The sequence below is a fragment of the Leucobacter muris genome (assembly GCF_004028235.1).
Lineage (GTDB): Bacteria > Actinomycetota > Actinomycetes > Actinomycetales > Microbacteriaceae > Leucobacter > Leucobacter muris.
Genome location: NZ_CP035037.1, coordinates 622,620 through 646,381, shown reverse-complemented (window position 1 = coordinate 646,381; position 23,762 = coordinate 622,620). Strand labels below are relative to the sequence as shown.

At 66.8% G+C, this 23,762-nt stretch carries 27 protein-coding genes, 1 tRNA gene and 1 pseudogene; 12 read left to right on the top strand and 17 right to left on the bottom strand.

Annotated features, from left to right (window positions below; all coding sequences use genetic code 11):
- Nucleotides 1-86: 86 nt before the first annotated feature.
- Nucleotides 87-878 (bottom strand): SDR family NAD(P)-dependent oxidoreductase, encoded by a 792-nt coding sequence (locus Leucomu_RS02940; protein ID WP_128386281.1) that lies wholly within the window; start codon nucleotides 876-878, stop codon nucleotides 87-89.
- 85 nt (nucleotides 879-963) lie between these two features.
- Entirely contained in the window at nucleotides 964-2,457 is a 1,494-nt protein-coding gene (locus tag Leucomu_RS02935; protein WP_128386280.1) for an aldehyde dehydrogenase family protein, read from the bottom strand.
- A gap of 172 nt (nucleotides 2,458-2,629) precedes the next feature.
- On the opposite strand from Leucomu_RS02935, the gene Leucomu_RS02930 reads away from it, so the two are divergent.
- Nucleotides 2,630-3,760 carry a 3-isopropylmalate dehydrogenase gene (locus Leucomu_RS02930; RefSeq protein ID WP_128386279.1) on the top strand — a complete coding sequence of 377 codons (1,131 nt, stop codon included), beginning with the start codon at nucleotides 2,630-2,632 and terminating at the stop codon, nucleotides 3,758-3,760.
- A 46-nt stretch (nucleotides 3,761-3,806) separates the two neighbouring features.
- Here Leucomu_RS02930 and Leucomu_RS02925 read toward each other — a convergent pair.
- The 4 genes and pseudogenes from Leucomu_RS02925 to Leucomu_RS02910 form a co-directional block, all read right to left on the bottom strand.
- A pseudogene (locus Leucomu_RS02925) lies at nucleotides 3,807-4,712 on the bottom strand (DUF808 domain-containing protein).
- A gap of 179 nt (nucleotides 4,713-4,891) precedes the next feature.
- Nucleotides 4,892-5,146 carry a hypothetical protein gene (locus tag Leucomu_RS02920; protein WP_128386278.1) on the bottom strand — a complete coding sequence of 85 codons (255 nt, stop codon included), beginning with the start codon at nucleotides 5,144-5,146 and terminating at the stop codon, nucleotides 4,892-4,894.
- Between the two features lie 117 nt (nucleotides 5,147-5,263).
- The gene (locus Leucomu_RS02915) at nucleotides 5,264-6,385 is read right to left on the bottom strand and encodes a fatty acid desaturase family protein (RefSeq protein WP_128386277.1); all 1,122 of its coding nucleotides are present in this window, start codon (nucleotides 6,383-6,385) and stop codon (nucleotides 5,264-5,266) included.
- A gap of 141 nt (nucleotides 6,386-6,526) precedes the next feature.
- Entirely contained in the window at nucleotides 6,527-7,069 is a 543-nt protein-coding gene (locus Leucomu_RS02910; RefSeq protein WP_017882901.1) for a YaeQ family protein, read from the bottom strand.
- Here Leucomu_RS02910 and Leucomu_RS15395 point away from each other — a divergent pair.
- Complete coding sequence (locus Leucomu_RS15395; protein WP_017882900.1) at nucleotides 7,068-7,406, top strand: hypothetical protein; 339 nt, start codon at nucleotides 7,068-7,070, stop codon at nucleotides 7,404-7,406. The genes Leucomu_RS02910 and Leucomu_RS15395 overlap by 2 nt on opposite strands.
- Before the next feature lie 87 nt (nucleotides 7,407-7,493).
- Here the strand turns inward: Leucomu_RS15395 and Leucomu_RS02900 are convergent, their stop codons facing one another.
- From Leucomu_RS02900 to Leucomu_RS02890, 3 genes are all read right to left on the bottom strand, one after another.
- Complete coding sequence (locus Leucomu_RS02900; protein WP_228407229.1) at nucleotides 7,494-8,462, bottom strand: diacylglycerol/lipid kinase family protein; 969 nt, start codon at nucleotides 8,460-8,462, stop codon at nucleotides 7,494-7,496.
- A gap of 105 nt (nucleotides 8,463-8,567) precedes the next feature.
- On the bottom strand, nucleotides 8,568-9,668 hold the full coding sequence (locus Leucomu_RS02895; protein WP_017882898.1) for a fatty acid desaturase family protein: 1,101 nt from the start codon (nucleotides 9,666-9,668) through the stop codon (nucleotides 8,568-8,570).
- 36 nt (nucleotides 9,669-9,704) lie between these two features.
- On the bottom strand, nucleotides 9,705-10,253 hold the full coding sequence (locus Leucomu_RS02890) for a hypothetical protein (protein ID WP_164884501.1): 549 nt from the start codon (nucleotides 10,251-10,253) through the stop codon (nucleotides 9,705-9,707).
- A 172-nt stretch (nucleotides 10,254-10,425) separates the two neighbouring features.
- Between Leucomu_RS02890 and Leucomu_RS02885 the strand changes: the two genes are divergently transcribed.
- The 3 genes from Leucomu_RS02885 (at nucleotide 10,426) to Leucomu_RS02875 (ending at nucleotide 11,764) form a co-directional block, all read left to right on the top strand.
- Complete coding sequence (locus Leucomu_RS02885) at nucleotides 10,426-10,683, top strand: hypothetical protein (protein WP_017882896.1); 258 nt, start codon at nucleotides 10,426-10,428, stop codon at nucleotides 10,681-10,683.
- Nucleotides 10,684-10,877: 194 nt separating this feature from the next.
- Nucleotides 10,878-11,291, top strand: a complete 414-nt coding sequence (locus tag Leucomu_RS02880; RefSeq protein WP_128386275.1) for a DUF4383 domain-containing protein — start codon at nucleotides 10,878-10,880, stop codon at nucleotides 11,289-11,291.
- Nucleotides 11,292-11,374: 83 nt separating this feature from the next.
- Nucleotides 11,375-11,764, top strand: coding sequence for a hypothetical protein (locus Leucomu_RS02875; RefSeq protein ID WP_128386274.1), 390 nt, complete (start codon nucleotides 11,375-11,377; stop codon nucleotides 11,762-11,764).
- 59 nt (nucleotides 11,765-11,823) lie between these two features.
- Here the strand turns inward: Leucomu_RS02875 and Leucomu_RS02870 are convergent, their stop codons facing one another.
- Nucleotides 11,824-12,468 carry a Pr6Pr family membrane protein gene (locus Leucomu_RS02870; protein WP_128386273.1) on the bottom strand — a complete coding sequence of 215 codons (645 nt, stop codon included), beginning with the start codon at nucleotides 12,466-12,468 and terminating at the stop codon, nucleotides 11,824-11,826.
- Between the two features lie 164 nt (nucleotides 12,469-12,632).
- Here Leucomu_RS02870 and Leucomu_RS02865 point away from each other — a divergent pair, with 164 nt between their 5' ends.
- Nucleotides 12,633-13,373, top strand: coding sequence for an SDR family oxidoreductase (locus Leucomu_RS02865; RefSeq protein ID WP_128386272.1), 741 nt, complete (start codon nucleotides 12,633-12,635; stop codon nucleotides 13,371-13,373).
- A gap of 157 nt (nucleotides 13,374-13,530) precedes the next feature.
- Nucleotides 13,531-13,656, top strand: coding sequence for a hypothetical protein (locus Leucomu_RS15665; RefSeq protein ID WP_017882891.1), 126 nt, complete (start codon nucleotides 13,531-13,533; stop codon nucleotides 13,654-13,656).
- A 55-nt stretch (nucleotides 13,657-13,711) separates the two neighbouring features.
- Here the strand turns inward: Leucomu_RS15665 and Leucomu_RS15120 are convergent, their stop codons facing one another.
- Together Leucomu_RS15120 and Leucomu_RS02860 are read right to left on the bottom strand one after the other, a co-directional pair.
- Nucleotides 13,712-13,816 carry a hypothetical protein gene (locus tag Leucomu_RS15120; protein WP_164884500.1) on the bottom strand — a complete coding sequence of 35 codons (105 nt, stop codon included), beginning with the start codon at nucleotides 13,814-13,816 and terminating at the stop codon, nucleotides 13,712-13,714.
- A gap of 34 nt (nucleotides 13,817-13,850) precedes the next feature.
- Complete coding sequence (locus Leucomu_RS02860; protein ID WP_128386271.1) at nucleotides 13,851-14,237, bottom strand: DUF1304 domain-containing protein; 387 nt, start codon at nucleotides 14,235-14,237, stop codon at nucleotides 13,851-13,853.
- Between the two features lie 300 nt (nucleotides 14,238-14,537).
- On the opposite strand from Leucomu_RS02860, the gene Leucomu_RS02855 reads away from it, so the two are divergent.
- Entirely contained in the window at nucleotides 14,538-14,729 is a 192-nt protein-coding gene (locus Leucomu_RS02855; protein WP_128386270.1) for a hypothetical protein, read from the top strand.
- A gap of 39 nt (nucleotides 14,730-14,768) precedes the next feature.
- On the opposite strand, the gene Leucomu_RS02850 is transcribed toward Leucomu_RS02855, so the two are convergent.
- Entirely contained in the window at nucleotides 14,769-15,107 is a 339-nt protein-coding gene (locus tag Leucomu_RS02850; RefSeq protein ID WP_017882887.1) for a DUF7882 family protein, read from the bottom strand.
- Between the two features lie 566 nt (nucleotides 15,108-15,673).
- Entirely contained in the window at nucleotides 15,674-16,288 is a 615-nt protein-coding gene (locus tag Leucomu_RS02845) for a hypothetical protein (RefSeq protein WP_228407227.1), read from the bottom strand.
- Nucleotides 16,289-17,123: 835 nt separating this feature from the next.
- Here Leucomu_RS02845 and Leucomu_RS02840 point away from each other — a divergent pair.
- From Leucomu_RS02840 to Leucomu_RS02830, 3 genes are all read left to right on the top strand, one after another.
- Nucleotides 17,124-18,317 (top strand): tyrosine-type recombinase/integrase, encoded by a 1,194-nt coding sequence (locus Leucomu_RS02840; protein ID WP_164884499.1) that lies wholly within the window; start codon nucleotides 17,124-17,126, stop codon nucleotides 18,315-18,317.
- 90 nt (nucleotides 18,318-18,407) lie between these two features.
- The gene (locus tag Leucomu_RS02835) at nucleotides 18,408-18,968 is read left to right on the top strand and encodes a hypothetical protein (protein ID WP_128386268.1); all 561 of its coding nucleotides are present in this window, start codon (nucleotides 18,408-18,410) and stop codon (nucleotides 18,966-18,968) included.
- Between the two features lie 748 nt (nucleotides 18,969-19,716).
- Nucleotides 19,717-20,394, top strand: coding sequence for a helix-turn-helix domain-containing protein (locus tag Leucomu_RS02830; protein ID WP_128386267.1), 678 nt, complete (start codon nucleotides 19,717-19,719; stop codon nucleotides 20,392-20,394).
- Here the strand turns inward: Leucomu_RS02830 and Leucomu_RS02825 are convergent.
- The 3 genes from Leucomu_RS02825 to Leucomu_RS15115 all read right to left on the bottom strand — a co-directional run bounded on the left by Leucomu_RS02825 (nucleotide 20,380) and on the right by Leucomu_RS15115 (nucleotide 22,066).
- Nucleotides 20,380-21,602 (bottom strand): IS3 family transposase gene (locus tag Leucomu_RS02825; protein ID WP_128387728.1). Its coding sequence is split into 2 segments (ribosomal slippage): nucleotides 20,380-21,317 and nucleotides 21,317-21,602, totalling 1,224 coding nucleotides; the frame shifts between segments, so codons are not numbered across the junction. The genes Leucomu_RS02830 and Leucomu_RS02825 overlap by 15 nt on opposite strands.
- A 97-nt stretch (nucleotides 21,603-21,699) precedes the next feature.
- Nucleotides 21,700-21,942, bottom strand: coding sequence for a hypothetical protein (locus Leucomu_RS02820; protein WP_128386266.1), 243 nt, complete (start codon nucleotides 21,940-21,942; stop codon nucleotides 21,700-21,702).
- Nucleotides 21,943-21,991: 49 nt separating this feature from the next.
- A tRNA-OTHER gene (locus Leucomu_RS15115) sits at nucleotides 21,992-22,066 on the bottom strand.
- Between the two features lie 234 nt (nucleotides 22,067-22,300).
- Here Leucomu_RS15115 and Leucomu_RS02815 point away from each other — a divergent pair.
- Nucleotides 22,301-23,554 (top strand): IS256 family transposase, encoded by a 1,254-nt coding sequence (locus Leucomu_RS02815; RefSeq protein WP_228407350.1) that lies wholly within the window; start codon nucleotides 22,301-22,303, stop codon nucleotides 23,552-23,554.
- Nucleotides 23,555-23,762 lie beyond the last annotated feature (208 nt).

The following is a 23,762-nucleotide window of genomic DNA, read 5'->3' as shown; positions in this document are numbered from 1 at the left end:
GAGATGCAGCGGAGCCCCGTATGGCAGTCTCCCGTGGGAGGCTCCCATACGGGGCTCCACTGTTGCTGCGCCGGCGAGGCGCGGCGCTACGCGGTGGGCGGCGTGAAGCGACCGTCGATCGCGGTCCAGCCCCCGTCGACGAACAGCGTGGTGCCGGTGACGAAGCTCGAGGCCTCCGACGCGAGGTAGACGACGGCGCCGGCGAGCTCGTCGGGGCGCGACCAGCGGCCGAGCGCGCTCTTCGTGGCGTAGGCGCGATCCCACTCCTCGTCCTGCTTGATCTGCACGGTCAGCGGGGTCTCCACGATGCCGGGCGCGACGACGTTGACGCGCACGCCCTGCGCGCCGAACTCGGCCGCCGCGGTCTTCGCGAGCTGCACGAGGCCGGCCTTGGTGGCGGCGTAGACGCCCTGGCCGGGCTCGACCACCTGGGCGCGGATCGAGGCGAAGCCCACGATCGAGCCGCCGCCGTTCGCCGCGAAGGCCTTGCCGAAGTGGCGGATCAGCTGGAACGACGAGCGCAGGTTGAGGTTCACGACCCGGTCGTACTCCTCCATCGTGTAGTCCTCCATGCGCTTGCGCACGTTCATGGCGGCGGTGAACACGAGCGCCGAGGCGTCGCCGAAGCGCTCGGCGGCGGCCTCCACCTCGGCGTCGTCGAGCACGTCGAGGCGGGTGGCCTCGGCGATGCCGCCGCGTTCGGCGATCGCGGCGGCGGTGGCCTGGGCCGCGTCGAGCGAGAGGTCGGCGACGACGACGCGCGCCCCGTGGGCGGCGAGCGCCAGGGCGGCCTCGCGGCCGATGCCCCCGGCGCCCACCACGACGGCGGTGCGGCCGTCGAGGCGGAAGAGCTGGGAGTAGTCGGGGGTGCTGGTCATGCTGTACTGCTTTCTGTCGTTGGGCGGGTGCGACGGGTCGGCCGGGAGGGGTCGCGGCCGAGCGGGGCCGGCTGCGGCGGGATGGTCAGCTGCGGGCGACGGGTCGGATCATCGCCATGCGGGTGACGGTGAACTCCTCGATGGCGTAGCGGGGGCCTTCCCGGCCCACCCCCGAGTCCTTCACGCCCCCGTACGGCATGATGTCGGATCGGAAGCCGGGGATCTCGTTGACGACCACACCGCCCACCTCGAGCCGGTCGAGCGCCGCGAAGGCGCTCTCGAGCGAGGCGGTGAAGATGGCGGCCTGCAGGCCGTAGCGGGAGTCGTTGACCACGTCGATCGCCTCGTCGACCGAGTCGACCACGGTGAGGCAGACGACGGGGCCGAAGATCTCTTCGCGCCACACCTCGACGTCGCGGGGCACGGAGCCGAGCACGACGGGCGGCACCGCCGCGGCGCGGTCGGCCTGCGCGAGGGCCTCGGCCGAGGGGGCGAGCAGCTCGGCGCCGGCGTCGAGGGCGCGCGCGACGGTGGCGCGGATCCGGTCGCCCGAACCGTCGTTGATGACGGGGGCGACGTGGGTCTCGGGGTCGCGGGGGTCGCCGACCACCAGCTCTGCGAGGCGCTCCGTGAGCCGCGCGGCGAAACGGTCGGCGATGCCGCGCTGCAGCACGATGCGCTGCACCGAGATGCAGGCCTGCCCGTTGGCGTAGAAGCCGCCCGTCAGCACCGCGCCGACCGCGGCTTCGACGTCGGCGTCGTCAGCGACGATGAACCCGGTGTTCGAGCCGAGTTCGAGCAGCGCCTTGCGGGGGGCGGCCTGCTGGGCGATGAGGTGGCCGATCTTGGCGGATCCGGTGAACGAGACCACCTGGGCGCGGGGGTCGCGCACGAGCAGCTCGCCCACCTCGGGGCCGCCGTTGACGAGCTGGGCCGCGGCTCCGGTCACTCCGTGGGCGGCGAGCACGTCGCGCACGATCGCGAACAGCTCGATCGTGGCGAGGGGCGTGTTGGGCGCGGGCTTCACGATGATGGGGCAGCCCGCGGCGATCGCGGGGGCCAGCTTGTGGGTGGCGAGCAGCACGGGGTAGTTGAAGCCGGCGATGCCGACGACCACGCCGGCGGGCTTGCGGGAGTAGTAGCCGACCATGCCTCGGCCGAGCTCCTGCAGGTCGAGGGGCACGGTCTCGCCGGTGACGTGCGAGGCCTCCTCGGCGGTGGCCTCGAAGGTGACGATGGTGCGCGCGACCTCCACGCGGCAGTCGCGCAGCGGCTTGCCGGTCTCGAGCACGAGCAGCTGCTCGAAGTGCTCGCGGTCGGCGCGCAGCCGGTCGCAGATGCCGGTGAGGATCGTCTTGCGCTGGGCGGTGGTGAGCGCGGCCACCTCGGCTCGCGCCGCCTCGGCGGCGTCGAGGGCGTCGGCGGAGTCGGCGACCGTGCTCTGCGGGGCCTCGGAGACGACGCTGCCATCGAAGGGGAACACGATCTCGGCGCGGCCCGAGACCTCGCGCCAGCCGGCGCCGATGGGCAGGCTGCCGGCGGGTGCGCGCAGTTCGATGGGGTGCGGGGATGGGTGCATGGTGGGATCCTTCACAGCCGGAGGCCGCACGGGTCGCGTCTTCGCGAGCTCCCCCTGCGACGGGGATCGGTGCCGCCGCTCTCGGCGGTCCGCCCGCGGGCGGCCTCGCGCTCGAGTGGCCTTACCATTAATATAGGTGAAAAGATCCGCCGCAACAAGGAACGAGACCCCGATGACGCGCTCCCACTCCATTGCTGTCCTCCCCGGCGACGGGATCGGCCCCGAGGTCGTCTCGTGCGCGCTCGAGGTGCTCGACGCCGCCGAGCAGCGCTTCGGCTTCGCCACCGAGCGCAGCGAGTTCTCCGCGGGCGCGGGCCACTACCTCGCCACGGGCGAACTCTTCGACGCCGTCGAACCCCGACTGCGCGACAGGGACGCGATCCTCTTCGGCTCCATGGGCGACCCCCGCGTCACCCCCGGCGTCCTCGAGCGCGGCTTCATCCTCGAGATGCGCCAGCGCTTCCAGCAGGCCGCCAACGTGCGCCCGGTGCGCCTCTACCCCGGCGTCCCCTCCCCCATCGCGGGTCTCACCCCCGAGCGCTGCGAGATGGTCATCGTGCGCGAGAACACCGAGGGCGCCTACGTGGGCCGCGGATCCACGGTGCACGCCGGCACCCCCAACGCGGTCGCGATGCAGGAGTCGCTCAACACCCGCGCCGGCATCGAGCGCGTCGTCGACTTCTCGTTCAGGCTCGCCCTCGGACGCCGCCGCCGCCTCACCCTCTGCCACAAGACCAACATCCTCGTCGCCGCCGGCCAGCTCTGGCAGCAGGTCGTCGCCGAGGTCGGCGAGCGCTACCCCGAGGTCGAGGTCGACTACGTGCACGTCGACGCGATGTGCTTCCACCTGCCGCTCGCACCCGAGCGCTTCGACGTGGTCGTCACCGACAACCTCTTCGGCGACATCATCACCGACCTCGGCGCGGTCATCCAGGGCGGTCTCGGCGTCGCCACGAGCGCCAACCTCAACCTCGACGGCAGCGCCCCGAGCATGTTCGAGGCGATCCACGGCTCCGCGCCCGACATCGCCGGCACCGGCCGGGCCAATCCCGCGGGCGCGATCCTCTCGCTCGCCCTCATGCTCGGGCACCTCGGCGAGGGCGACGCCGCGCGCGCCGTCGAGGCCGCCACCGTGGAGGTGCTGGGCGGGCTGCCCGCGCTCTCCGGCGCGGAGATGGGGCTCAGCACCCCCCAGATCGGAACCCGGATCGCGCAGATCGTGCGCGACGGGCGCGCCGACGCGTCCCTCGTGCCCGACTCGCTGCTCGGCGTGCTCGCCTCGCTCGAGCCGTCGCGCCTCTGAGCGAGGGCGCGGACCCCGCGCACGGGCCGACTCCCGCGATCCGCCGCTACCGCACCTCGGGCTTCGCGAACCGCAGCCGCGCCACCACCGCGAGCACCGTCACCACGACCGCACCCCAGATCAGACCGAACACCGCCGACAGCCCGCTGTCGATCAGCCAGATCACGAGGCCGGGCGCGTGCACCGAGTGGGTGATCGCGTGCAGCAGCTCGTACGGCCAGGGCACCCCCACCTCGGCGAGGTTCACGATCAGGATGTGCCCTCCGACCCACAGCATCGCCACCACGCCGACCACGCTCAGCAGCCGGAACACCACCGGCATCGCCTTCACGAGCCACGTGCCGAGCACCTTCACCCAGCGGGGGCGACGACGGCGCATCTAGAAGCCCACGTCGTCCATCTTCACGAGCAGCGCCACGCTGCCGTAGACGATGGCGGTCATGAGCACACCCACCACGACCAGGATCGCGAGCCGCATCAGCCACGAATCGGCGTCGATGTTGGCCAGCGAGATCAGCATGATCTCGATCGAGAGCACCAGATCGGTGCGCACCGCGCTCGCGACGATCTGCTTCTCGTCGGTCTGCGTGCGCTCGATGATCTGCTCGACGGTGTGCTCGTCGCCGTGCCCGCGCAGCCTGCCGATCCAGTGCCACACCTTCTCGGCGCCCTCGTACGCGAGATAGGTGCCGCCCACCAGCAGCAACCACGGGAACACCCACGGCGCCCAGATGCTGAGCAGCATGATGCCGACGATGATGCCGGCCTTGTTGAGCAGCGATCCGCGCGTGATCTTCCACACCACGGGCAGCTCGCGCTTCGGACTGATGCCCTGCACGTACTGCGGCGACACCGCGGCGTCGTCGATCACCACGCCCGCCGACTTCGCCGAGGCCTTCGCCGCGCCGGCCACTACGTCGTCGACCGAGGCGGCCGCCGCCCGCGCGAGCACGGCGATGTCGTCGAGCAGGGCGAAGAAGCTACCGGCCACTGGGATTCCTTGCTGGTCTCGGAGGACGTTCGCGGCGCGCCTGCGGCAGCGCACCCCGCACGGGCCTCTCTGCAGTTGAGGGGCGGATCGCCGATACGATCCGCCCCTCAACTCTAGGGCCAGAAACCCTCAGATCGCCGCTACTTCTCCTCATCCGGCGTCGGCGTCTTCTCGCCGGTCTCGGGATGCCGGACCAGACCCGGATCATCCATACCGTAGCGCGGGTTGTCGGCCTTCGCCTCCCGACCGTAATCGACGGTGGATCCGTCGAGGATCGGGCGGTCCTGCGTGCCGCCCTTCGGCGGCGATGCCGCCGTGCCCTTCCCGTTGCTGGCCTCGGTCGCGGTCTCCTCGTGGACTTCGTTCTTGTCCGCCTCGGACATCTCTGCCTCCATCTCTATTCCTCTAGCCTGGGGGCCCACGCTACGCGGACGCGCGCGACGGAGAACACCCCGTTGACTCCGCGAGCAGCAGAGGTTACAAGACGAACGGGCGGCGGTACCGCCGCCCGGCTACGCGCGTCGGTACTCCGCGGTGATCGGGCAGTCGAACGGGTCGCGCGCCGCGAGGCCCACCCGGTTGAGGTAGTCGACCACGATCGCGTACGAGCGCCACAGCGAGGTCTCGGTGTAGGGCACGTCGAGCGTGCGGCAGTGCTCGCGCACGATCTCGCGCGCCTTCGACAGGTGCGGTCGCGACATGCTCGGAAAGAGGTGATGCTCGACCTGGTAGTTGAGGCCGCCCATGAGCCACGTCGCCCACCAGCCGCCGCGGATGTTGCGCGACGTGCGCACCTGCTTCGTGAAGAAGTCGAGCTTCGCGTCGTGCGCGATCACCGGCATGCCCTTGTGATTGGGAGCGAACGACGCGCCCATGTAGACCCCGAACACGGCCAGCTGCACACCCACGAATGCGAAGGCCATGCCGAGCGGCAGCAGCAGGAACACGGGCACGAGCACGACCGCGAAGCGGGCGGCGATGATCCCGAGCTCCGTCCAGCGGCCCTTCACCGGGCCGCGGCCGAACAGGTGCTTGAAGCTGTGGAAGTGGAGGTTCAGGCCCTCGAGGGTGAGCAGCGGGAAGAAGAGCCAGCCCTGCCGCTTCGTGATCGCGCGACGCAGACCCCGTGCCTCGACGGCATCCTCCTCGATGAAGGAGATCGTGTCGACCTCGATGTCGGGATCCTTGCCCACGCGGTTCGGGTTGGAGTGGTGACGGGTGTGCTTCGAGTCCCACCACGAGTAGCTCATGCCGATCAAGCCGGCGAGCAGGCGCGCGAGGCGGTCGTTCGCCGGGCCGAGGGAGAGGATCTGCCGGTGCGCGGCCTCGTGCGCGAGGAACGCGATCTGGGTGAAGATGATGCCGAGGGCGGCGGCGATGAGCAGCTGGAACCAGCTGTCCCCGAGCAGGATGAAGCCGGTCACCGCGCCCCCGAAGGCGATCGCGATCGCCACTCCCACCATCGCGTAGAACCATGGGGCTCGGCGCAGCAGGCCCGACTCGCGCACGACCTCGGACACCCGGGTGTACGCCTTGGCGATCGGGGGGGGGAAGTCTTCACGGCGGGCTCTCGTGGGCCGGAGGGGTCCCAGCCCGTCGAGACGGGCGGCCTGGTGGGTAGGAGCGTTCAACATGCGCGGCACCTTGTTTCTGCGTGAACCGCAGGAGAGCGATTCGGTGAAGCCAAGGGCGGTTGCCGATCGCTGCTCTCACGCTACCGGTCGCACCATACGAGGGCCTGCATGCGTCGGAATGCTCAGGGGATCCTCAGGGCGTCACTCGAGGCGATGCTCGTGGATCCCGGTGTTCAGCGCCGTCCCGCCCAGTTCGAGATACAGCTGCCCCTCGATCACCGACACCGTCATCGCGTTGCGCCGCTCGAGCTGCGCGACGGCCGCGTCGATGAAGCCGGGATCGAACGAGCGCAGCGGAATGTCGCCGATGCTGTGGATCGGCTTCCCGCGCCACGAGGCCAGCAGTCTCGACGGGTCTCGGTGGGTGTAGACGACCGCGCGGTCGGCGAGCTTGCTGCCGAAGTGCAGGCGCTGCGCGTCGGGCGCTCCGACCTCGATCCACGTCGTGATCCTGCCGGTGAGATCCCGCACCAGCACGGCGGGCTCCTCCGTCGACGAGACGCCGCCCGCCCCGAAGGCGATGCCTTCCTCGTGCTCGAGGCAGTACGCGAGCAGCCGGGTCATCATGAACGGATCCGTCTCGGAGGGGTGCTTGGCCACGCGCAGCGAGAGATCCTCGTAGACCCCGCGATCCACATCGGCCAGCTGCACCTCGAAGGTGTGGATCGTCGCACCAATCGCCATGACTCAGGAGCCTACCGCGGCAGGCAAGGCGCTCGACGTCGGCCCGGCGCGAGGATTCGTCCTCGGCATCGGCCCGCAGAGGCGGGGCGCGAGGCGCTGGGCCGCGAGGCGAGTTGCTGTGAGTATTGCCGGTTTCCCCATCGGCGACGACGATCGGCGTATCGTGACGAGTATGTGGACAGTAATTCTCATCCTGCTCGTGCTCTGGGCCGTGCTGTCGATCGTCGGATTCGTCTTCGAGGGCCTGCTGTGGCTGGCCATCATCGGAATCGTGCTCTTCGTCGGCACTGTGATCTTCGGAATCATCCGGCAACGCGCGAGGCGGCCGAAAGCCTGAGCGCGACGAGCCACGCCTCCTCCGACTCCCGCGGCCGACGGAACACTTCCCCGTCGGCCGGTGGAAGCCGGCGTCTGACCGCACGGGTCAGCCCGCGGGTGCCGGATCCCGCACCTGGAGCGCCCCGCCGCGCACGCTGATCCGCACCCGAACCACGGAACCGAAACCGTCTCCGTCGAGCTCGATTCCATGGGGGCTGTCGAAGCGCGCCTCGAAGCGCTTTCCCTGTGCGTAGGCGAGCGCCTGGAGGGCGGGGGCGGATCGGAGCATCTTCCGACTCAGCCGAGACCGGCGCGCGATCCCCTGCACGGTCAAGCGGGTCCCGATCCGGGCCCACCCGAGCCTGCCCTTCGGGCGCATCATCACGACGTCGAGCAGCCCGTCATCGACCACCGCCGCCGGTATCAGCAGCATGTTCCCGGTGAGCGTCCCGCAGTTGCCGACAATGATCGTGTGGGCGCGCGTCGATCTGACGCGGCCGTCGTCCACCCGGTACTCCAGGTGGAAGAGGCGATTCGCGATGATCGACCGAGCGATCGGCGAAACGTAGGCGAGCCAGCCGAGACGTCTCTTGGCGGAGGCGCTCGTGCGCTCGGCCATCTCGGCATCCAGGCCGATCCCCGCCATGACGAGGAAGACGTGGCTGCTTCGAACCCCCGCCTCGTCTTCCAACTCGGCGACACCGACGTCGACTGCTCGGTTCGCCCCCGAGAACGCGGCGGCGACGGAGGCTTCGAGATCGTTCAGCGGCACACCGAGATTGCGGGCGAGCAGGTTCCCTGTGCCGAGCGGGACCAGGGCGACCGGGATCCCGCGCTCGTGCACCACCTCCGCCACCGCACGCACGGTGCCGTCTCCGCCCGCGACGATCACCGCTGCCGGCCCACCCGAGACCGCCTGTTCAGCGGCGCTTCTCCCTGCGTCATCGCTCCCGGTCGCATACCACCGTGTGGCGTCCCACCCGTGGCGCTGCTCCATCTCGGCGGCAGCGCGGCGTATCCGCTCGAGCGGTGTCTTGACCGGGTGGTACACCACGGCCGCATGCTTGGCCCGCATGCTTTCGAGACTATGCGACATCGTGGGTGAGCGCTGCGCACGACCGCGGCCCTCGATCCGCGAGAACTCCTCTCGCAGCGCGAAGCGCGACGCGGGCTGAGGTGCTCATGCAGACGGCGCGAGGTGACTGCGCTGCTCCATCAGCGGGCAGCTGAACACGTCTCGCTCGCCGAGTCCGACGCGATTGATGTAGTGAACGACGATCGCGTACGAGGCGAACAGCCCGACCTGCGCATACGCCACGTCGTGCGATCTGCAGTAGGCCTCGATGATAGGAGCGGCCTTTCGAAGATGCGGCCTTGGCATCGACGGGAACAGGTGGTGCTCGATCTGGTAGTTCAGCCCGCCCATCGCGGTGTCGAGCAGACGCGACCCGCGGATGTTGCGGCTCATCAGCACCTGGCGCCGGAGAAAATCGAGACTGGCGTCACGAGGCACGATCGGCATCCCCTTGTGATTCGGCGCGAACGACATGCCCATGTAGAACCCGAATATCCCGAGTTGAATCCCGAGGAACGCGAATGCGATACCGGGCGACAGCACGAGGAACACGAGAGTCGGGAACCCGATCAGGCGGATGATCAGCAGCCCGATCTCCGCCCATCGGCGCTCGAGCCGCCCCCGGGCCACCACCCGGCGGATCCCGGACGCATGCAGTGAGATCCCTTCCAGCAACAGGATAGGAAAGAAGAACACGCCTTGATGCGCGCGGATCCAGGAACGCAGACGGCCACTGGCAGCGCGGCGCCCGGGAGCCACGACGATCACCGGCAGTTCGATATCCGGATCCGATCCCAGCTTGTTCGGGTTATCGTGGTGCCGCGTGTGCTTGAACTGCCACCAGCCGTAGCTCATGCCCACCATCAGATCACCCAGGATGAGGCTGACCCAGTCGTTCCACTTGCCCGAGACGAAGATCTGCCGGTGCGCAGCGTCGTGGCCGAGAAACGCGATCTGAGTGAACAGCAGCGCGAGGAACGCGGCGGTGAGCAACTGCCACCAGGTGTCCCCGATCAGCACGAATGCTCCGAGCGCCCCGGCGAGCAGCAGCGGAAAGCCGACGAGCTTCGCCCAGTAGTACCCGTAGCGGCGACGCATCAGGCCGCTGTCGCGGATCGACCTCGCGAGTTCGGAGAACTCGTTGGGGCTCCGTCTACCCTTCGGCCGACCCTCCGCGGACGGCACCGTAGGACGGTACTCGTTCATGATGCATCTCGTCTCTTCCTGATATCACCGACGCCGTCAACGCCCGTGACCCCCTTCGTCGGCCCAGACGTTGAGGCGAGCGCTCTCGTCGCGCTCGCCGAGAGAACCGTTCGACGACGGAGCGGACGCCGCGCGATCCGGGCTCGGTCTGAAACTTACTTCTTGCGCAAGAGCCGCCGCTGCAGCTGCACGGTCGTGCTCGCTCTCGGCGGTCTTCCGGAACTCCGCGGCCGCAGCCTCCTGGCGCCTTCGCACCTCGGCGGTGACCTCCGCGAGCCTGTCGGCGAGCACCCGTGCGAGCCCGTCCCGCAACTCTTCGAGGTTCGTGCCGCCGATCTCCAGGCGCCGGTCCGAGACGGTCAGCTCGACCCCAGCGTATCCGGCCCTCGTCAGCGCATCGCGCGTACTGGCCCCGAGAATACCGGCGACCTCGTCTGCTTCGGGACGTCGAGTGAACACCGCTTCTACCGTGTATCGCCGCGGCGCCCCAGCGGTCATCAACGTGGTCGGCAGGGAGTCGACCAGCACCGAACCCAGCCCCAGCGGCCCGACAGCGGTGCCGCTCGCTCGTGTGTGTGTCTCCATGACTGCACGATACGCCCGAAACATGTGGGACTCACAGCTTCGACCGAGACCCCCGTCGAGCGGCAGAGCACCGCGCCGCGGCATCTCAGGCTGGATCTGAAACTGTGGGGGTCCACATGTTGAGGGAGCATGCTTACGAGTCACAACACTATGCATGGAACGGGGCCCGATCATGAGCCTGCACGACGACACCGGCCGCAGCGATCTGGAGGCTCTGCAGGAGCGGCTCCGGAGACGCATGGAGAACGAACACCTGAACCACCCGTTTCCGGAGCCGCAAGCGGACAGGCTCGCGCGCGAGCGCCAGGAGAGATGGGACGAGGTGCTTTCCGAGACCTGGCACCCGTACGAGCCCTCGCCGGAGACCCGGCTGCGCAGACAGACCGAGCTCTTCAGGGCGGGTGCGACCGTCGAGCCACGCGCAGAATAGGGGCGCGAGCTCGGCTTCTCGATCCTGCAAAACTGCCCGGGCCGACAGCCTGCTGCGGGGAGTAACACACGAGTAGTCGGCGCACAACCGCCTTTCCCGGCGCGCCCTCGCACTGGAGACTGAGGTGGGAACAGCACCGCATGTGCGCACGGCGGATTCCGCCGGTTCTTCAGCGATCCCAAAGGAGCAGTATCGTGAAAAACTCACCCAACCGACTCGTCGGCGTCATCTTCGGAGCGGTCTACCTGTTGGTCGGCATTCTCGGATTCACCGTCACGAGCGGCGTCGATTTCATCGCGACCGAGGGCGGTCTGCTGCTCGGACTCTTCGAGGTGAACCCCCTCCACAACGTCGCCCACCTGCTCATCGGCGCGGCGCTGCTGATCGGCGGCCTCGCAGGAGTGCGAGCCGCCAAGGCGGTCAACGGCGTCGTGGGCGCGGCCTACATGCTGCTCGGCATCGTGGGCTTCTTCATCGCCGACACCGGCGCGAACATCCTCGCGCTGAACACCGCCGACCACATCCTCCACCTGGGCAGCGCGCTCATCCTGCTGGGGGTCAGCATCGGAGCGGACAAGGCGCGCCTCACGGCCTCCCCCGCCGTGTGATGATCGGCCAACTCTGGTCCGCTCTCGCGGCCATCGGGTCCGGACTCGTCCTGACTGCCGTGGCCGCGGGAGCGGATCCGTGGGTGGCCGCGCCCCTGCTTACGGCGGCCGCGCTCGAGGTAGTGTGGGGGGTGCTCGTCATGCGCGCCGGCAGGATCCTCGCCCCGGGAACCGCGATCGGCGTGTGCGCCGTGCTCGGTCTCGCCGCGATCCTCATGCTCTTCACCCGAACCATCGGGCTGGCCCCGTGCCTCGCGCTCGTCGGCCTGCACTGGATCACGGCCGTGTTCGCAGCGGTGAGCCTGCGCGGGGAACGCCGGGAGCAGCGCCCCAATCCCCGTCCGAGGGCGTTCCTACTGACACTGACGGCTCAGGCGATGATCGTGGCGGCGATCACCACGCCCGCGCTCGCCGAGACCGAGCCCGGGGCGTCGGCCGTTCCGCACGGCACCTCGACGCACAGCCACCACTGAGCGGCGGTGGGGCGTTCTGGCTCGAGGATCGCAGGAGCCTCCGCCCGCCCGCGCGCTTCTCAGCCGCGGAGGCCCCGGTTCCAGCGCCGCGACCACCAGACGACGGTGAACGAGACGACGGCGAACACGGCCGCGATGACCACGACGTAGAGCAGCACCGTCGCGTAACCCTGCTGCGGGTTCAGGAACGGATAGGGCACCCACCCGTCGGTGGCGCCCCGCAACAGCACGACAGCGGTCCAGACGACCGGGTAGGCGAGCTGCCACCATGCGATCCTCCAGGGCAGCGGCCCGCGATCCCGGGCGATCACCCAGTCGAGTGCCACGAGCACCGGCCCCGCCACGTGCATGACCCAGTTCGCCCAGGCGACCGGCACTCCGCCCGCAGCCCCGAGCGGGGCGAGCAGCACCGCGTAGACGAGGCCGACGATCACCATGCACATGGTCGCGAGACTGCGCGATACCACCAGCCAGCGCGGCTGCGGGCCGGGCCGCAGCAGGCCGAGCAGCCCCGCGCCGATCGCCACCGCGACGAGCAGCGAGTTCGACTGAATCGTGAAGTAGCCGAAGAAGTTGAACGGGTTGACCGGGCCCTCGCTCGCGGTGTCGACGAAGGTGGCGACGATCGCGGCCAGCGTCGCGGCGCCCCAGGCGACCCTCGCTGCGGCGAGCAGGTACCCGCCGGGGCGAGACGACTGGTGCATGCCCCCAGCGTAGCGCCGCGGTTGCGGGCCCGGGCGCAGGCGCTCTCGGCCCGCGCCCTCGAGCCGGCCCCTCCCCCTCGCCGCGCACGGCGGCCAACGCGGCCTCGCGACGAATCCCGACGACGTGCTGGATGTGCAGGCCGAGAATTGGGATGATGGTCGCCATGAGGATCGCTGTTGCCGGAGGAACCGGCGTGGTGGGGAGCCTCACCGTGCAGGCAGCACGTGAGGCGGGGCATGACGCGGTCCCGCTGAGCCGCTCCCACGGCGTCGATCTCGTCACCGGGCGGGGCCTGCATGCCGCAATGCGCGATGCCGACGCCGTGATCGACGCGTCGAGCATCACCACCCTCGACGGCGCGAAGGCCGTCGACTTCTTCACCGCGGCGACGGGCAACCTCCTCGCTGCCGCGCAGGGCGCCGGGGCAGGACACGTGGTGGTGCTCTCGATCGTGGGCATCGACGAGGTGCCCTACGACTACTACGCCGGCAAGCTCGCTCAGGAGCGCACGCTGGCTGCATCGGGGGCGCCGTCAACGATTCTCCGCGCGACGCAGTTCCACGAGTTCGCCGGGCAGATGTTCGAGCGAGCGAAGATCGGCCCCCTGCACACGGCGCCGACCGCGCGAGTGCAGCCCGTGGCCGCGCGCGAGGTCGCCGAGCGGCTGGTCGAGCTCGCGACCGGAGCCCCTCAGGGCCGGGCCCGCGATCTCGCGGGCCCCCGCGAGGAGCAGCTGGCCGACATGGTGCGCGCCTTCGCGCGCGCTACCGGTCGTCGCGGTTGGATCCCGTCACTGAACGTGCCGACCCGGCAGATGAGAGGGATGCGCGCGGGCGGCGTACTCCCCGGCCCCGACGCTCAACTCGGCCGTCAGACGTTCGACGAGTGGCTCGCGCTGCTCTGAGGCGAACGTCGGCCGGCCCGCCACCCACGCACGGGGCTACGCCTTACTCAGTAGAAATTCCCGTTCAGAATATATTTTCTTTTCTGCTGGAACTGGGCTATGGTCCAGTCATGGCACATGCTTCTTGATCCACCCAGAGTCGACGAGAGGAGTTGATGTGTCCGGTAAGAACCGCGGCCAGAAGTCCGCGAAGAAGCCTGCTGCGCAGACGCTGAAGGAAAAGCGTACAGCGAAGCGGGAGAAGCTCGAAGCGGAGAACAGCCTGCTGAGCAAGCGCAAGTAGGGCGCGGCGGGTGCGCAGCCGGGCTGCGCACCCGCCTTGCCGCCCCGTGCCCCCGTCAGCGATCGCGCCGCTGCTTCTTGTAAGCGAGGACGGCAGTCACGATGGCGGCAGCGACTCCGGCTGCGGTGAAGATGGTCCAGAAGACGAGGGGCGCGGTCACCGCTTCACGATAGCAGCCGGCCTCTCGCCGGAGATCATCCCAGCAACCCGATCATCAGGATCACGACGCCCAGCAGCGGAAGGGCGCCCTGCTTCACCGCCGCGCCCCGCTTGCCGCGGGAAGAGAGGAACAGGACGAGGGCAGCCGCGAGCATCGATCCCGCACCTGCGAACACCAGGGCCGCACCCACCGAGGTATGGCCGCTCAGGTATTCGACGATGCCGACGCCCGTGACGATTGCGAGGAACAGGTTGTAGAAGCCCTGGTTGAACGCCAGCTCTCGAGTCGCGGCCGCCTCGGTCTCGGTGGTGCCGAACGTCGCTCTGACCCGCTCGCTCGTCCAAGCGACCGACTCCATGTAGAAGATGTAGACGTGCAGCAGGGCGGCGAGACCCGCGAAGATGAGCCCGATCATCGTCATGGGGCGAGTCTATACGCCGTTGCCCTCCCCGGCGCCGTTCGGCGCGGTCCCGGATCATCAGGGCCGAACCGCCCCCGATTTCTGAGGCATCGGGGCGTCCGCTGGTGAGCGCCGGGTCGCCGCTGAGATGACGCGACTCCTGCGACCGCGCGAACAACAGTGCATGATGAGCGAGCACTACTCGATGGATGAGGTCGCCGCCTGCGAGCTCAGCGACTGGTGCAGGGGGGAAGAATCATGACTAGGCTACTGGCAGATCTGCGCTGCCTCGCTCGGACCGCGCTCCGGGAGGCGCACGAGATGCGTGAGTACGGCGGACACTCCGAGGCCGACTTCGTCGACCTGCTCGCCAGGGCGCTCGACCAGGCGGCCGACCGCATTCTGACATTGAGTCGCAGCGATGCGGCAGCACGCGACATCGAGCGTCGGGGCCCGCTTCTGAGCTGTCGAGTCACGCAACGGGTCAGAGAAAGCATCCGGTGGCGACGGTGACCGGTCGCGACGGGGATCGCCGCGCGACCGGACCCGACGCTACGCCCACGCCGAGGCTGTTCCGGGTGCGCGCATCACCTGCATCGCTTCCTCCTCCGAGAGGACGACCATGCCGCGCGGCGTGTTCGACATGTGCTCCATGACCCGCACCCAGTGCTCGTTCAGCGTGGGCCGACGACTGCCCGCGAACTGAAATGTGAGCGGAATCTCGGGCGACATCCAGACCGAGATGCGTCCCATGGAGTGCTCCGCCTGCACCCAGCTCATCAAGAAGCACTCGTGCATGCGCAGCTTGTGCTGCACCGCCGCCTTCACGTGCGCGAGTTGGCGGTCGTCGAACTCGTAGCGCTGCCATTCACCGTAGATCAGTAGCCCCATGACCCAAGCGTGCCACACCCGTAGCCAAACGGGAAGAGGGAGCCGCCGAGGCGCGCGGTGGCCGGCGAACCGACACTCGCTCACACATACAAGAACCCCCGCAAGTAGAGGGCGACACCGCGAGGCTCTCGGCGTCCGGACCGGCCTTGCTCCCGTTTACTTTCACCATCGAGGCGCTGCGACCAAAGCCCTGGCTCGCCTTTCATCCGCAGGCAATCATTTCGAGCTACTTGAGAATTCGACCCCGAGCAGCACGCTGCATCGATATACATCTTCCCGACGGGAACTCGTGGAACTCTTCGAGCCAAGATCGGTGTTCGAAGGCGCCGCGGCCCGGCTTCTCGCCAGCCGCGGTGCCTGCTCGAAGCTCAATGCACTCGAAGAGAACATCCGGCTCGCACCTCAACGCTAGCCGTAGGACTCTCTTCGTAAAGCTCCCTGCAGCCGAGGAGGAGACTCACCCGACTGCATCGAAGCGGAACCGGCCAAGCCCATGGGCCCACCCGTCGCCAGACGCGTCTGGTTCAAGACGTCGTGCTCGGAAGCGACTGCCCATCCGGGCGGTGCTACTCGACACCTTCGAGCAATTCGGAGAGGGCGTTCGGCTTCGCACCGGAAGCCTCTGCGAGTTCACCGAAGCGGGCATCAGTCGCCGCGTTCTCGACGTCGCCCGCATTATCGAAGAGCGATAGATATTCCGCGTCGCCCCCGGTTTCCTCCACCGACTGCACTCGGATGAGCCAGCAGGTCGCCTCAGGAGTGAAGCCCGCATGGACTTCCCATGCGAGTGCGAGCGCACCGACGCAAATGGTGTTGGCGTCAAGGAGATCGGTGGCCGTGGCATCGTCCTGCACCAGCGCGAGTTCGAACAGATCGGCCATGGTGTGTGTGGGTGAAGTAGTCGCGTCGTTTGAGAGGAACTCGTCCGCGACCTCGCGGTGTTCCTCGCAGAGAAAGCGTGCTGCGAGCCACGTGATTGCCGGATCCTCGAGCTCTGATGCGTTGACCGCGTCATCTGCCCGGATACAGGCGTCGAGCCCCATTCCCACCACGGTCTCTCGTACCGTGGGGTCAGCATCATCCCACGCTGCCGGCTCGACCGAGGCCCAGGATGATGAGGGATCAAGGCTTGCGACCATCGGGACCATGAGCATCACATTGTCGAAGAACTGCTCGTGCACGTCTGTATTTCCACGTTCATCCGCTGTACGTGACTCAGCTGGAGCGTCCGAAGAGCTCTCGTCCGTGAGAAAACTGGGTACCAATCCACATCCGCCCAACACCGTGGATCCGGCAATCGCTGCGATGGCGACCAGCGCCGCCGACCATGTCCGCCGTGATCGTGATGGTGACACTATAGTTCTCCCCGTTCTTCGGCGATCCTCGTCAAAGATGACCTAGGAACCTCTTCTGGTCTCGTTTGCACTCTATCGTGGACGGCGTTGCTACTAATAGCGCACCCGACTACTGAGCGTGTAGAAGTATGCCGCTCGAGATTCGTGAAGCGATGGAGCCACGCGTTCCCACACCGGGCCCTGCTGCCCGCGAGCTGGTACGACGAGGGCAAACCCAGGTGGCCCCTCGCCGAGGGGTCAGCCTTCTGGATCGCTGCCATCACCTCGAGCGTCACGGACGACGAGACCGGCGAGTCGCGACTGACCTACGGCATGGTCACCCGGGGAGTTCCCGCCGACCGCTCCAACACCTCAAAGACGACCATGTTTCCATGCTTGAGCCGCAGGGAGTCAGCGATCTGCCGAACCCGCGAGAACCTCGGAATTATGCGGAAGAATAAAAGAACCCCCGCAAGTAGAAGCCTTGCGAGGGTTCAGTAGCGGTGTAATAGCCGCTACGTGGCTCCGACCGGCATCGATCCGGTGACCTTTCGATTTTCAGCCCATAATCCGACCACAAATGACGCCATTAAGTGTACGCTTGAAGTCCGCATAATCTCATATGGCACATACGGTCTCCGGCGCTTGGCGGCATGGTTGGCTGTACTCGGAGGGATCAAACATGGCTAGGTCGCAGCAATCACCGTTCTTCTGGCGCGAGGACAAGAAGCTCTGGGTTGCGGTACTCGAGCTCCCACAGAAGGGTGGGAAGCGCCGGCGCAAGTACATCTACGGGTCCACTACCGACGAACTCAAGAAGAAGCTCTCCGCTGAGCGCCGCATTCTTGAGGATCGCGGGGACCTCCCCACTTCCTCCCCCACTGTCGCGTGGTGGTTCAACTACTGGCTCAAGAACGTCGCCCCGCTCACGATCCGCCCCAACACCCTCGTCGGGTACGAGTCGGTCATCAGGAATCAGATCGTCCCGGAGATCGGGAAGAAGAAGCTCTCGAAGCTCACCCCTGACGACATCCACCAGGTCCATGAACGAATCCTCTCGACCCCGAAGCGCAAGGATGACCCGGACGGGCCGAAGCTCTCCAGCAGCTACGCCCTCAACGCTCATCGCATCATGGCACGCGCTTTGAAGATCGCGGAACGAGAGGGGAAGGTCGGCCGCAACCCCTGCGACCTGATGGACGCTCCGAGGAAGCGGAAGCCGCAGCTCAAGGCGCTTGACATCACCGAAGCGAAACAGGTCCTCAAAGCCGCAGCTGCAGCCCTCGACGCTGACGGCGAGTACGACCCCATGCCGATGCTGTACGCCTTCTACCTGCTGACAGCGAACCGGCGTGGCGAAGCGCTCGGCCTGCAATGGGATCGAGTCTCCACCTACCTCGACGTGAACGTGCAGTTGCAGCGCATCCGGGATCTCAGCGAAGCGCCCGCCGACTACGCCGTCAAACACCTCGTTGGGAACTTCTACCTCGCAGAGACGAAGACACAGGCCGGAAACCGTGTGCTGCCCCTGGTGGACCCGCTCAAAACAATGCTGGCCTTGCATTCCGAGCGCGCCGGCGTCTCGCCTCATGGGCTTGTGTTCTGCCACGCGGACGGCTCCCCCATCGACCCGGACAGCGTCACGATCGGGTGGCAGCGGTGGCTTACCCGATCGGGCATCACCGGGAAGCACGTCCGCCTGCACGATCTCCGACACACAACCGTGGACCTGCTCTACGAAGCGCACGTCCCGGAGGATCTCATTATCGAGATCGTGGGCCACTCAACACGGATGCAGTCTCGCGCGTATAAGGTGCGGCGTTCTGATCCGCGCCTGACTTCCGCGATGGAAGCACTCAGCGGGCTACTGAGCTAATGCTTCGCCGCTATCATTCGGGTACACTGGATAGCACAACAACATAGCCGAGCACTGGTGGTTGGGGCTCGAGCACGCAGGAACCACAGCATGAACACCACGCTGGATAACCTCACCGTTCTCGATCACACCGGACATGCAGAAGCAGGCGTCGGCTACCTCGAGATGCGCGAGTTCAACCGATTCGTCTGGGCATGGGCCGAGGGCGCACGCATCACCACATGGCTGTATTCGGCCGGCAACCTGAACAGCACGAGCGAAACCGACGTGCGAGTCGACTCCTCAGCAACGGCGTCGATCAACCTGCCCGCCACGTGGCTCGCCGCAGACGAGATCTCCCGACTGCTGCAGCAGCTCAACCGCTTCCCCACCCCGGAGGATGCAGCGAACAACAAGATCGGCGCCTCACTCGCGATCGACCTCGGGAAGGCCGTCGCCACCGCAGATTATCGGTGGCCCCGTGAGGAGAAGCCGCACTACGTGCACCACATGCGCTGTGGCGGGTGCGAGCAACTGACCCTGACGTTCCGTCCCCCACGTTGGGCTGGCGACAAGATCAAGGTCGACTGCTGGTGCGGATACGAGCTCACTGAAGCTGAGTTCGCACTGGCCGCGTTGATCATCAAGACCGACCTCGAGGCCGCAGCATGATCCGGCAGGCAACTCTCGAGGACCACCTGGTGAAGCTCAAGGATGCCCCTGCCCGAGTCGGCCGGTCGCGGGCAACGATCTACCGCTGGATCCAGGAAGGACGCGTCAAAGTCCTCCGCCCAGGTCGAGAGAAGTACGTGTTCGTTGCTAATCTGACTCGCGCTGAGCAAGAAACTGGCGGTCGCGGCTTGCGTTGAGGTGAGACATGTGAGAAAGTAAACGTAGATGGTGGAGTTCTATACCCACACACCATGGCCCCGACAGCGAACAGCGTCGGGGCTTTCGTGTTTCTAGAGCCACTGTCTCGACAACTGAATAGTGTCCCTCGACGGTAGAAGCCGGTCACTAATTGAATGGTGCGGCAGCGTGGTTCAACTCCACGCGAGGGAACAATGCGTGAGCCCTGCCGAGAGCGGGGCTATTGACGGCCGTCCACGCAGAAGTCCACGGGTCCGGTGATCAAGATAGCCGGAGCAACGCAGGGGAATCGACCTTTCGCGCCCCAACTTTTGGCGACCTGTGGCAAGTCTTCCCGCGCGTGACGGGATTTGTTCAGTAGCTCCGTTGCGGCGCTGCTGCTCGAAGCGGCTGTGCACGGTCGCATCATGCACCGCCAGCACGCGCCTCTGCACGGTCTTTCCCCGCGCCGCCTCTGCTGGCACACATTCTTCCCGTGCCGCGCCACACTCACTCAACGCTGATAACCAGGGCGTCCGAGCACGGGGAACACTTCACGCCGGGAGGCTTCATGTCGCGTAATCCTGGCCAGATCGACGATACTCGCGTCGCTTCCCTCATCACGCAAGGCATGTCGAACTCGGCTATTGCCCGTGAGCTCGGATGCAACGAAGCGTCGGTGCGCCGGGCGAGGAAACGCCTCAAGGCTGCACCCGCTCCCCCAACGAACGGCGGTATGCCCGCTAAGCCGGGACGCACGGAGTTCACTCTCACCGGGGACACGGGCAGCTTCACCGGCTACGTCTCCGAGACCCCGCTGACTGACTTCTCCGACGTGTTCCGCCTCTTCAACCGCGACCCCGACGAGTTCGTGATCGTTGACGACAGCGTGTCAATGAAGGCGTGGCAGCAGTCCAAGGGCCTCGAGGACGGCACCCGGTCTACGGTCACCCTGTATTCGTACGGGGCGCGCTTTCGCCGTAAGACGGACATCGACAACCTCGATCTTCCCGCCTTGTATGCCGCGGCGCAGGCCACCTTGCGCCCCGCTGCTGAAGCGCGCGCTGACCGTACGACCGTGGTCGTGTGGTCTGACCCGCAGGTTGGGAAAGTCGCGTCGCGTGGTGACACGGAGGCCCTGATCGCTCGCAGTGTCGAGAAGCGCAGCAAACTTGCCGAAGAGCTGCGCCGCCGCGCTGAATTGGCCTGGTTTGAGTTCCGACCGGTTTTCCTGTCAACCTGTCGGTGACAGAAGTTCCTCGGCCTCAGCATAGTAGGCCTGCTCGACCTCGATCGGGGTACGCATATCGAGCTCCCCGTGAAGGCGCTCATGGTTCCACCACCACACGTATTCGAGGGTCGCGAGTTCGACCTGCTCAACCGTCCGCCAGGGGCCCTGCTGTCGGATCAGTTCGGTCTTGTAGAGGTTGTTGACCGCCTCAGCCATGGCATTGTCAAAACTGTCGCCGACCGTCCCGGTCGAGGGCACTGCTCCGAGTTCCGCAATGCGATCCGTATAGACCATGGCGGTGTAATTCGACCCGTGATCGGCGTGATGGATCAGGCCATCGAGCCTGCCGCCCGATTGCCACGCAGCCATATCGAGTGCCTGCATCGGCAGAACCTCAGATTTCAGCGTCGCAGCGACATTCCAGCCCACGATTCTGCGCGAGTACACGTCAGTGACGAACGCGACATAGGCGAACCCAGACCAGGTGGCGACGTAGGTCACGTCGCACACCCAGAGCTTGCGCGGCCCGTCAGCGGCGAATCTCCGGTTGACGAGATCGGCAGGCAGTGCCGCCGTTTTGTTAGGGCGTGTGGTGAACACGCGCTTTGATTTCCGTACCCCGCGCACGCCGGCGAGCCGCATCAGACGCTCGGTCTGGTCGCGGCCGATCTTCCACCCCTCACGCTTCAGCAGGGCATGCATCTTCCGGCGCCCGTACACGCCATAGTGCTTCGCGTGGAGCCGCCGGATCTCAGGGAGGAGCAACTCGTCGCGCAGCTGCCTGGCTGAGGCCGACCGGGCTTTCGCGGCCCGGTATCCGCGGGAGGTGAGGAACCCACGAACTGCCGCACGCAGCGTACGACAGAGGAACTCGACCCCGAAACGATCACGGTACTCGTCGATGAATCTGATCATTTCGTTCGTGGCCGGTCGAGTTCCTTCGCGAAAAACACGCTCGCGGCTTTGAGTACCTCGTTGGCCTTACGGAGCTCGCTCACCTCGCGGCGTAACCGCCGGTTCTCCTGGGCCATATCGATCGAGGTGCCAGGCTTCGCGCCGGTATCGATGTCGTAGCGGCGCTGCCACACGCGCAGCGTCTCCGGGCTCACTCCGAGGAGCCCACCGACGTGTCGGCAGGCCGCGGTCAGCGACTCGTGCTCGGGACGGGCTTCGGCGAGCATCCGAAGTGCGCGCTGGCGAAGTTCAGGGTCATATTTGCTTGGCATCGTAGTTCCATCCTTGTATAAAGATCGGAACTCAAACCAGGCCAATTCACACCGGGTAACCCAGTCGTGCACCAGCACCATGCATCCGCCTGCCGCATTACGCGGCCGGAAATCGCGCGTAGAGCTTCGCCGCGCGGCCGTTGTTCATGCCCCTGAGGGTCGCTTCGAGCCCCATCTTCTTCAGGTGGGCAGCAGTGCTCGCGGCTACGTCCTCGCCGACCAGCGCCCACTGACCGGGCCGCTTTCGCAGTTCTTTCGCGACCTGCTGCCACCTCCCGGCACCCGCAGAACTTCGGCCGGTCCTCGTGGGCTCGGGCTCCTGCCACTTGATTTCAGTCATTCCGCCACTCCTTCGCATCAGATAGGCGCGTGCCCTTGCACGGCACCCGTGGCGGTGCCGGGAGTTGAACCCGGAGCGGCACGCCCACAGCTAAGTGGGATCGCCCGCGACCACATACACCGCCCGCACGTAACCCCGTGCCCGGTTCCCGCCCATCGGGCAGGCCAAAAGAGTTGTTGTGCGGCTTCACCGATACCGCGACCGTTCCCACCCAACAGCGGGCCACGCACGACGGGACCTACCGTCGCGACTTCGCCACCAGAGGCGGGACTGTCTGAATAATGGTGTGTGAGGGTCCGGCCTGATCCGAAAGGAGATGGCCGTGGCTGACACGACCACTGTCGTTGTTGACGACGAGATGATTGATCCCGTGACCGGGGAGATCATCGATCAGAAAGAACTCGCAGAACGCTTGCTCGCGCAGGCGAAGGAGCAGGGCGTGAGCCTGACGGGGCCGGGCGGCCTGCTCAGCCAGCTCACGAAGAACGTCCTCGAGACCGCGCTGAATGCCGAGTTGACCGAGCACCTCGGCCACGAGCACGGCGGGACCCCAATCGGCGAGAACATGCGTAACGGGACGCGGGTCAAGACGGTGCTGACAGAGATCGGCCCCGTCGAGATCGAAGTCCCGCGAGATCGAGACGGGTCGTTCGAGCCGGTGATCGTCCCCAAGCGGAAACGCCGACTGGACGGCATCGATCAGATCGTTCTGTCCCTTTCCGCTCGGGGGTTGACGACCGGTGAGATCGCTGCGCATTTCGACGAGGTCTATGGGGCGAAGGTCTCCAAGGACACGATCAGCCGGATCACCGAGAAGGTCGCCGGGGAACTCGCCGAATGGTCGAGCAGGCCGTTGGATGCGCTCTACCCGGTGATCTTCGTCGACGCGATCGTGGTGAAGGTCCGTGACGGGCAGGTGAGGAACACCCCGTTCTATGTCGTGATGGGCGTCACCGTGAACGGGGAACGCGACATCCTCGGCATCTGGGCCGGTGACGGTCAGGAGGGTGCGAGGTTCTGGCTGCAGGTGTTCACCGAGCTGAAGAACCGGGGTGTCGAGGACGTGCTCATCGCGGTCTGCGACGGGCTGAAGGGTCTCCCGGAGGCGATCAACACCACTTGGGAGCAAACGGTCGTCCAGCAGTGCATCGTCCATCTGATCCGCAACAGCTTCCGCTACGCCGGGCGGCAACACCGCGACGCGATCGTCCGTTCCCTCAAACCCGTCTACACGGCCCCGTCGGAGCAGGCGGCGAAGGATCGGTTCGAGGAGTTCGCCGCCGAGTGGGGCGGACGGTATCCGGCGATCGTGCAGCTCTGGAAGAACAGCTGGGCGGAGTTCGTGCCGTTCCTCGAGTATGACGTCGAGATCCGGCGGGTGATCTGCACGACCAACGCGATCGAGTCAATCAACGCTCGCTATCGGCGCGCCGTGAGAGCTCGGGGGCACTTTCCCAACGAGGCCGCCGCGCTGAAATGTCTCTACCTCGTGACGCGGTCGCTTGACCCGACTGGCGGCGGAAGGGCACGCTGGGTGATGAGGTGGAAGCCCGCGCTGAACGCGTTCGCGATCACCTTCGCCGGACGGTTCGAGAAAACCACTCACGAATGAAAACCGCCGGATCCCACACACCGTTTATCGGACAGACCCCCAGAGGCCATCTGGTGGGCTTCACGCATCGCTACTTTCCTAGGCGGGGCCGTCAACCACGGGTGTGTCATCCCGCGGGCTGCCAGGTGGTGGCCGCTCCCTCTCGCCGTGTGAACCATGACCGCGGCAGTACATGCTGCCCATCACCTGATCTGGCTCGTATCCTCAC

Excerpts from the sequence above, each read along its gene's own strand:
- Leucomu_RS02865 (WP_128386272.1), top strand. The coding sequence starts at position 12,633 with ATGAGGATCGCTGTTGCCGGAGGAACCGGCGTGGTGGGGAGCCTCACC.
- Leucomu_RS02890 (WP_164884501.1), bottom strand. The coding sequence starts at position 10,253 with ATGGAGACACACACACGAGCGAGCGGCACCGCTGTCGGGCCGCTGGGG.
- Leucomu_RS02940 (WP_128386281.1), bottom strand. The coding sequence starts at position 878 with ATGACCAGCACCCCCGACTACTCCCAGCTCTTCCGCCTCGACGGCCGC.
- Leucomu_RS02910 (WP_017882901.1), bottom strand. The coding sequence starts at position 7,069 with ATGGCGATTGGTGCGACGATCCACACCTTCGAGGTGCAGCTGGCCGAT.
- Leucomu_RS02855 (WP_128386270.1), top strand. The coding sequence starts at position 14,538 with ATGCGTGAGTACGGCGGACACTCCGAGGCCGACTTCGTCGACCTGCTC.
- Leucomu_RS02815 (WP_228407350.1), top strand. The coding sequence starts at position 22,301 with ATGATTGATCCCGTGACCGGGGAGATCATCGATCAGAAAGAACTCGCA.
- Leucomu_RS02885 (WP_017882896.1), top strand. The coding sequence starts at position 10,426 with ATGAGCCTGCACGACGACACCGGCCGCAGCGATCTGGAGGCTCTGCAG.
- Leucomu_RS02820 (WP_128386266.1), bottom strand. The coding sequence starts at position 21,942 with ATGACTGAAATCAAGTGGCAGGAGCCCGAGCCCACGAGGACCGGCCGA.
- Leucomu_RS02835 (WP_128386268.1), top strand. The coding sequence starts at position 18,408 with ATGAACACCACGCTGGATAACCTCACCGTTCTCGATCACACCGGACAT.
- Leucomu_RS02850 (WP_017882887.1), bottom strand. The coding sequence starts at position 15,107 with ATGGGGCTACTGATCTACGGTGAATGGCAGCGCTACGAGTTCGACGAC.
- Leucomu_RS02935 (WP_128386280.1), bottom strand. The coding sequence starts at position 2,457 with ATGCACCCATCCCCGCACCCCATCGAACTGCGCGCACCCGCCGGCAGC.
- Leucomu_RS02840 (WP_164884499.1), top strand. The coding sequence starts at position 17,124 with ATGGCTAGGTCGCAGCAATCACCGTTCTTCTGGCGCGAGGACAAGAAG.
- Leucomu_RS02895 (WP_017882898.1), bottom strand. The coding sequence starts at position 9,668 with ATGAACGAGTACCGTCCTACGGTGCCGTCCGCGGAGGGTCGGCCGAAG.
- Leucomu_RS02915 (WP_128386277.1), bottom strand. The coding sequence starts at position 6,385 with ATGTTGAACGCTCCTACCCACCAGGCCGCCCGTCTCGACGGGCTGGGA.
- Leucomu_RS02860 (WP_128386271.1), bottom strand. The coding sequence starts at position 14,237 with ATGACGATGATCGGGCTCATCTTCGCGGGTCTCGCCGCCCTGCTGCAC.
- Leucomu_RS02920 (WP_128386278.1), bottom strand. The coding sequence starts at position 5,146 with ATGGAGGCAGAGATGTCCGAGGCGGACAAGAACGAAGTCCACGAGGAG.
- Leucomu_RS02830 (WP_128386267.1), top strand. The coding sequence starts at position 19,717 with ATGTCGCGTAATCCTGGCCAGATCGACGATACTCGCGTCGCTTCCCTC.
- Leucomu_RS02870 (WP_128386273.1), bottom strand. The coding sequence starts at position 12,468 with ATGCACCAGTCGTCTCGCCCCGGCGGGTACCTGCTCGCCGCAGCGAGG.
- Leucomu_RS15395 (WP_017882900.1), top strand. The coding sequence starts at position 7,068 with ATGACTCAGGAGCCTACCGCGGCAGGCAAGGCGCTCGACGTCGGCCCG.
- Leucomu_RS02900 (WP_228407229.1), bottom strand. The coding sequence starts at position 8,462 with ATGCGGGCCAAGCATGCGGCCGTGGTGTACCACCCGGTCAAGACACCG.
- Leucomu_RS02930 (WP_128386279.1), top strand. The coding sequence starts at position 2,630 with ATGACGCGCTCCCACTCCATTGCTGTCCTCCCCGGCGACGGGATCGGC.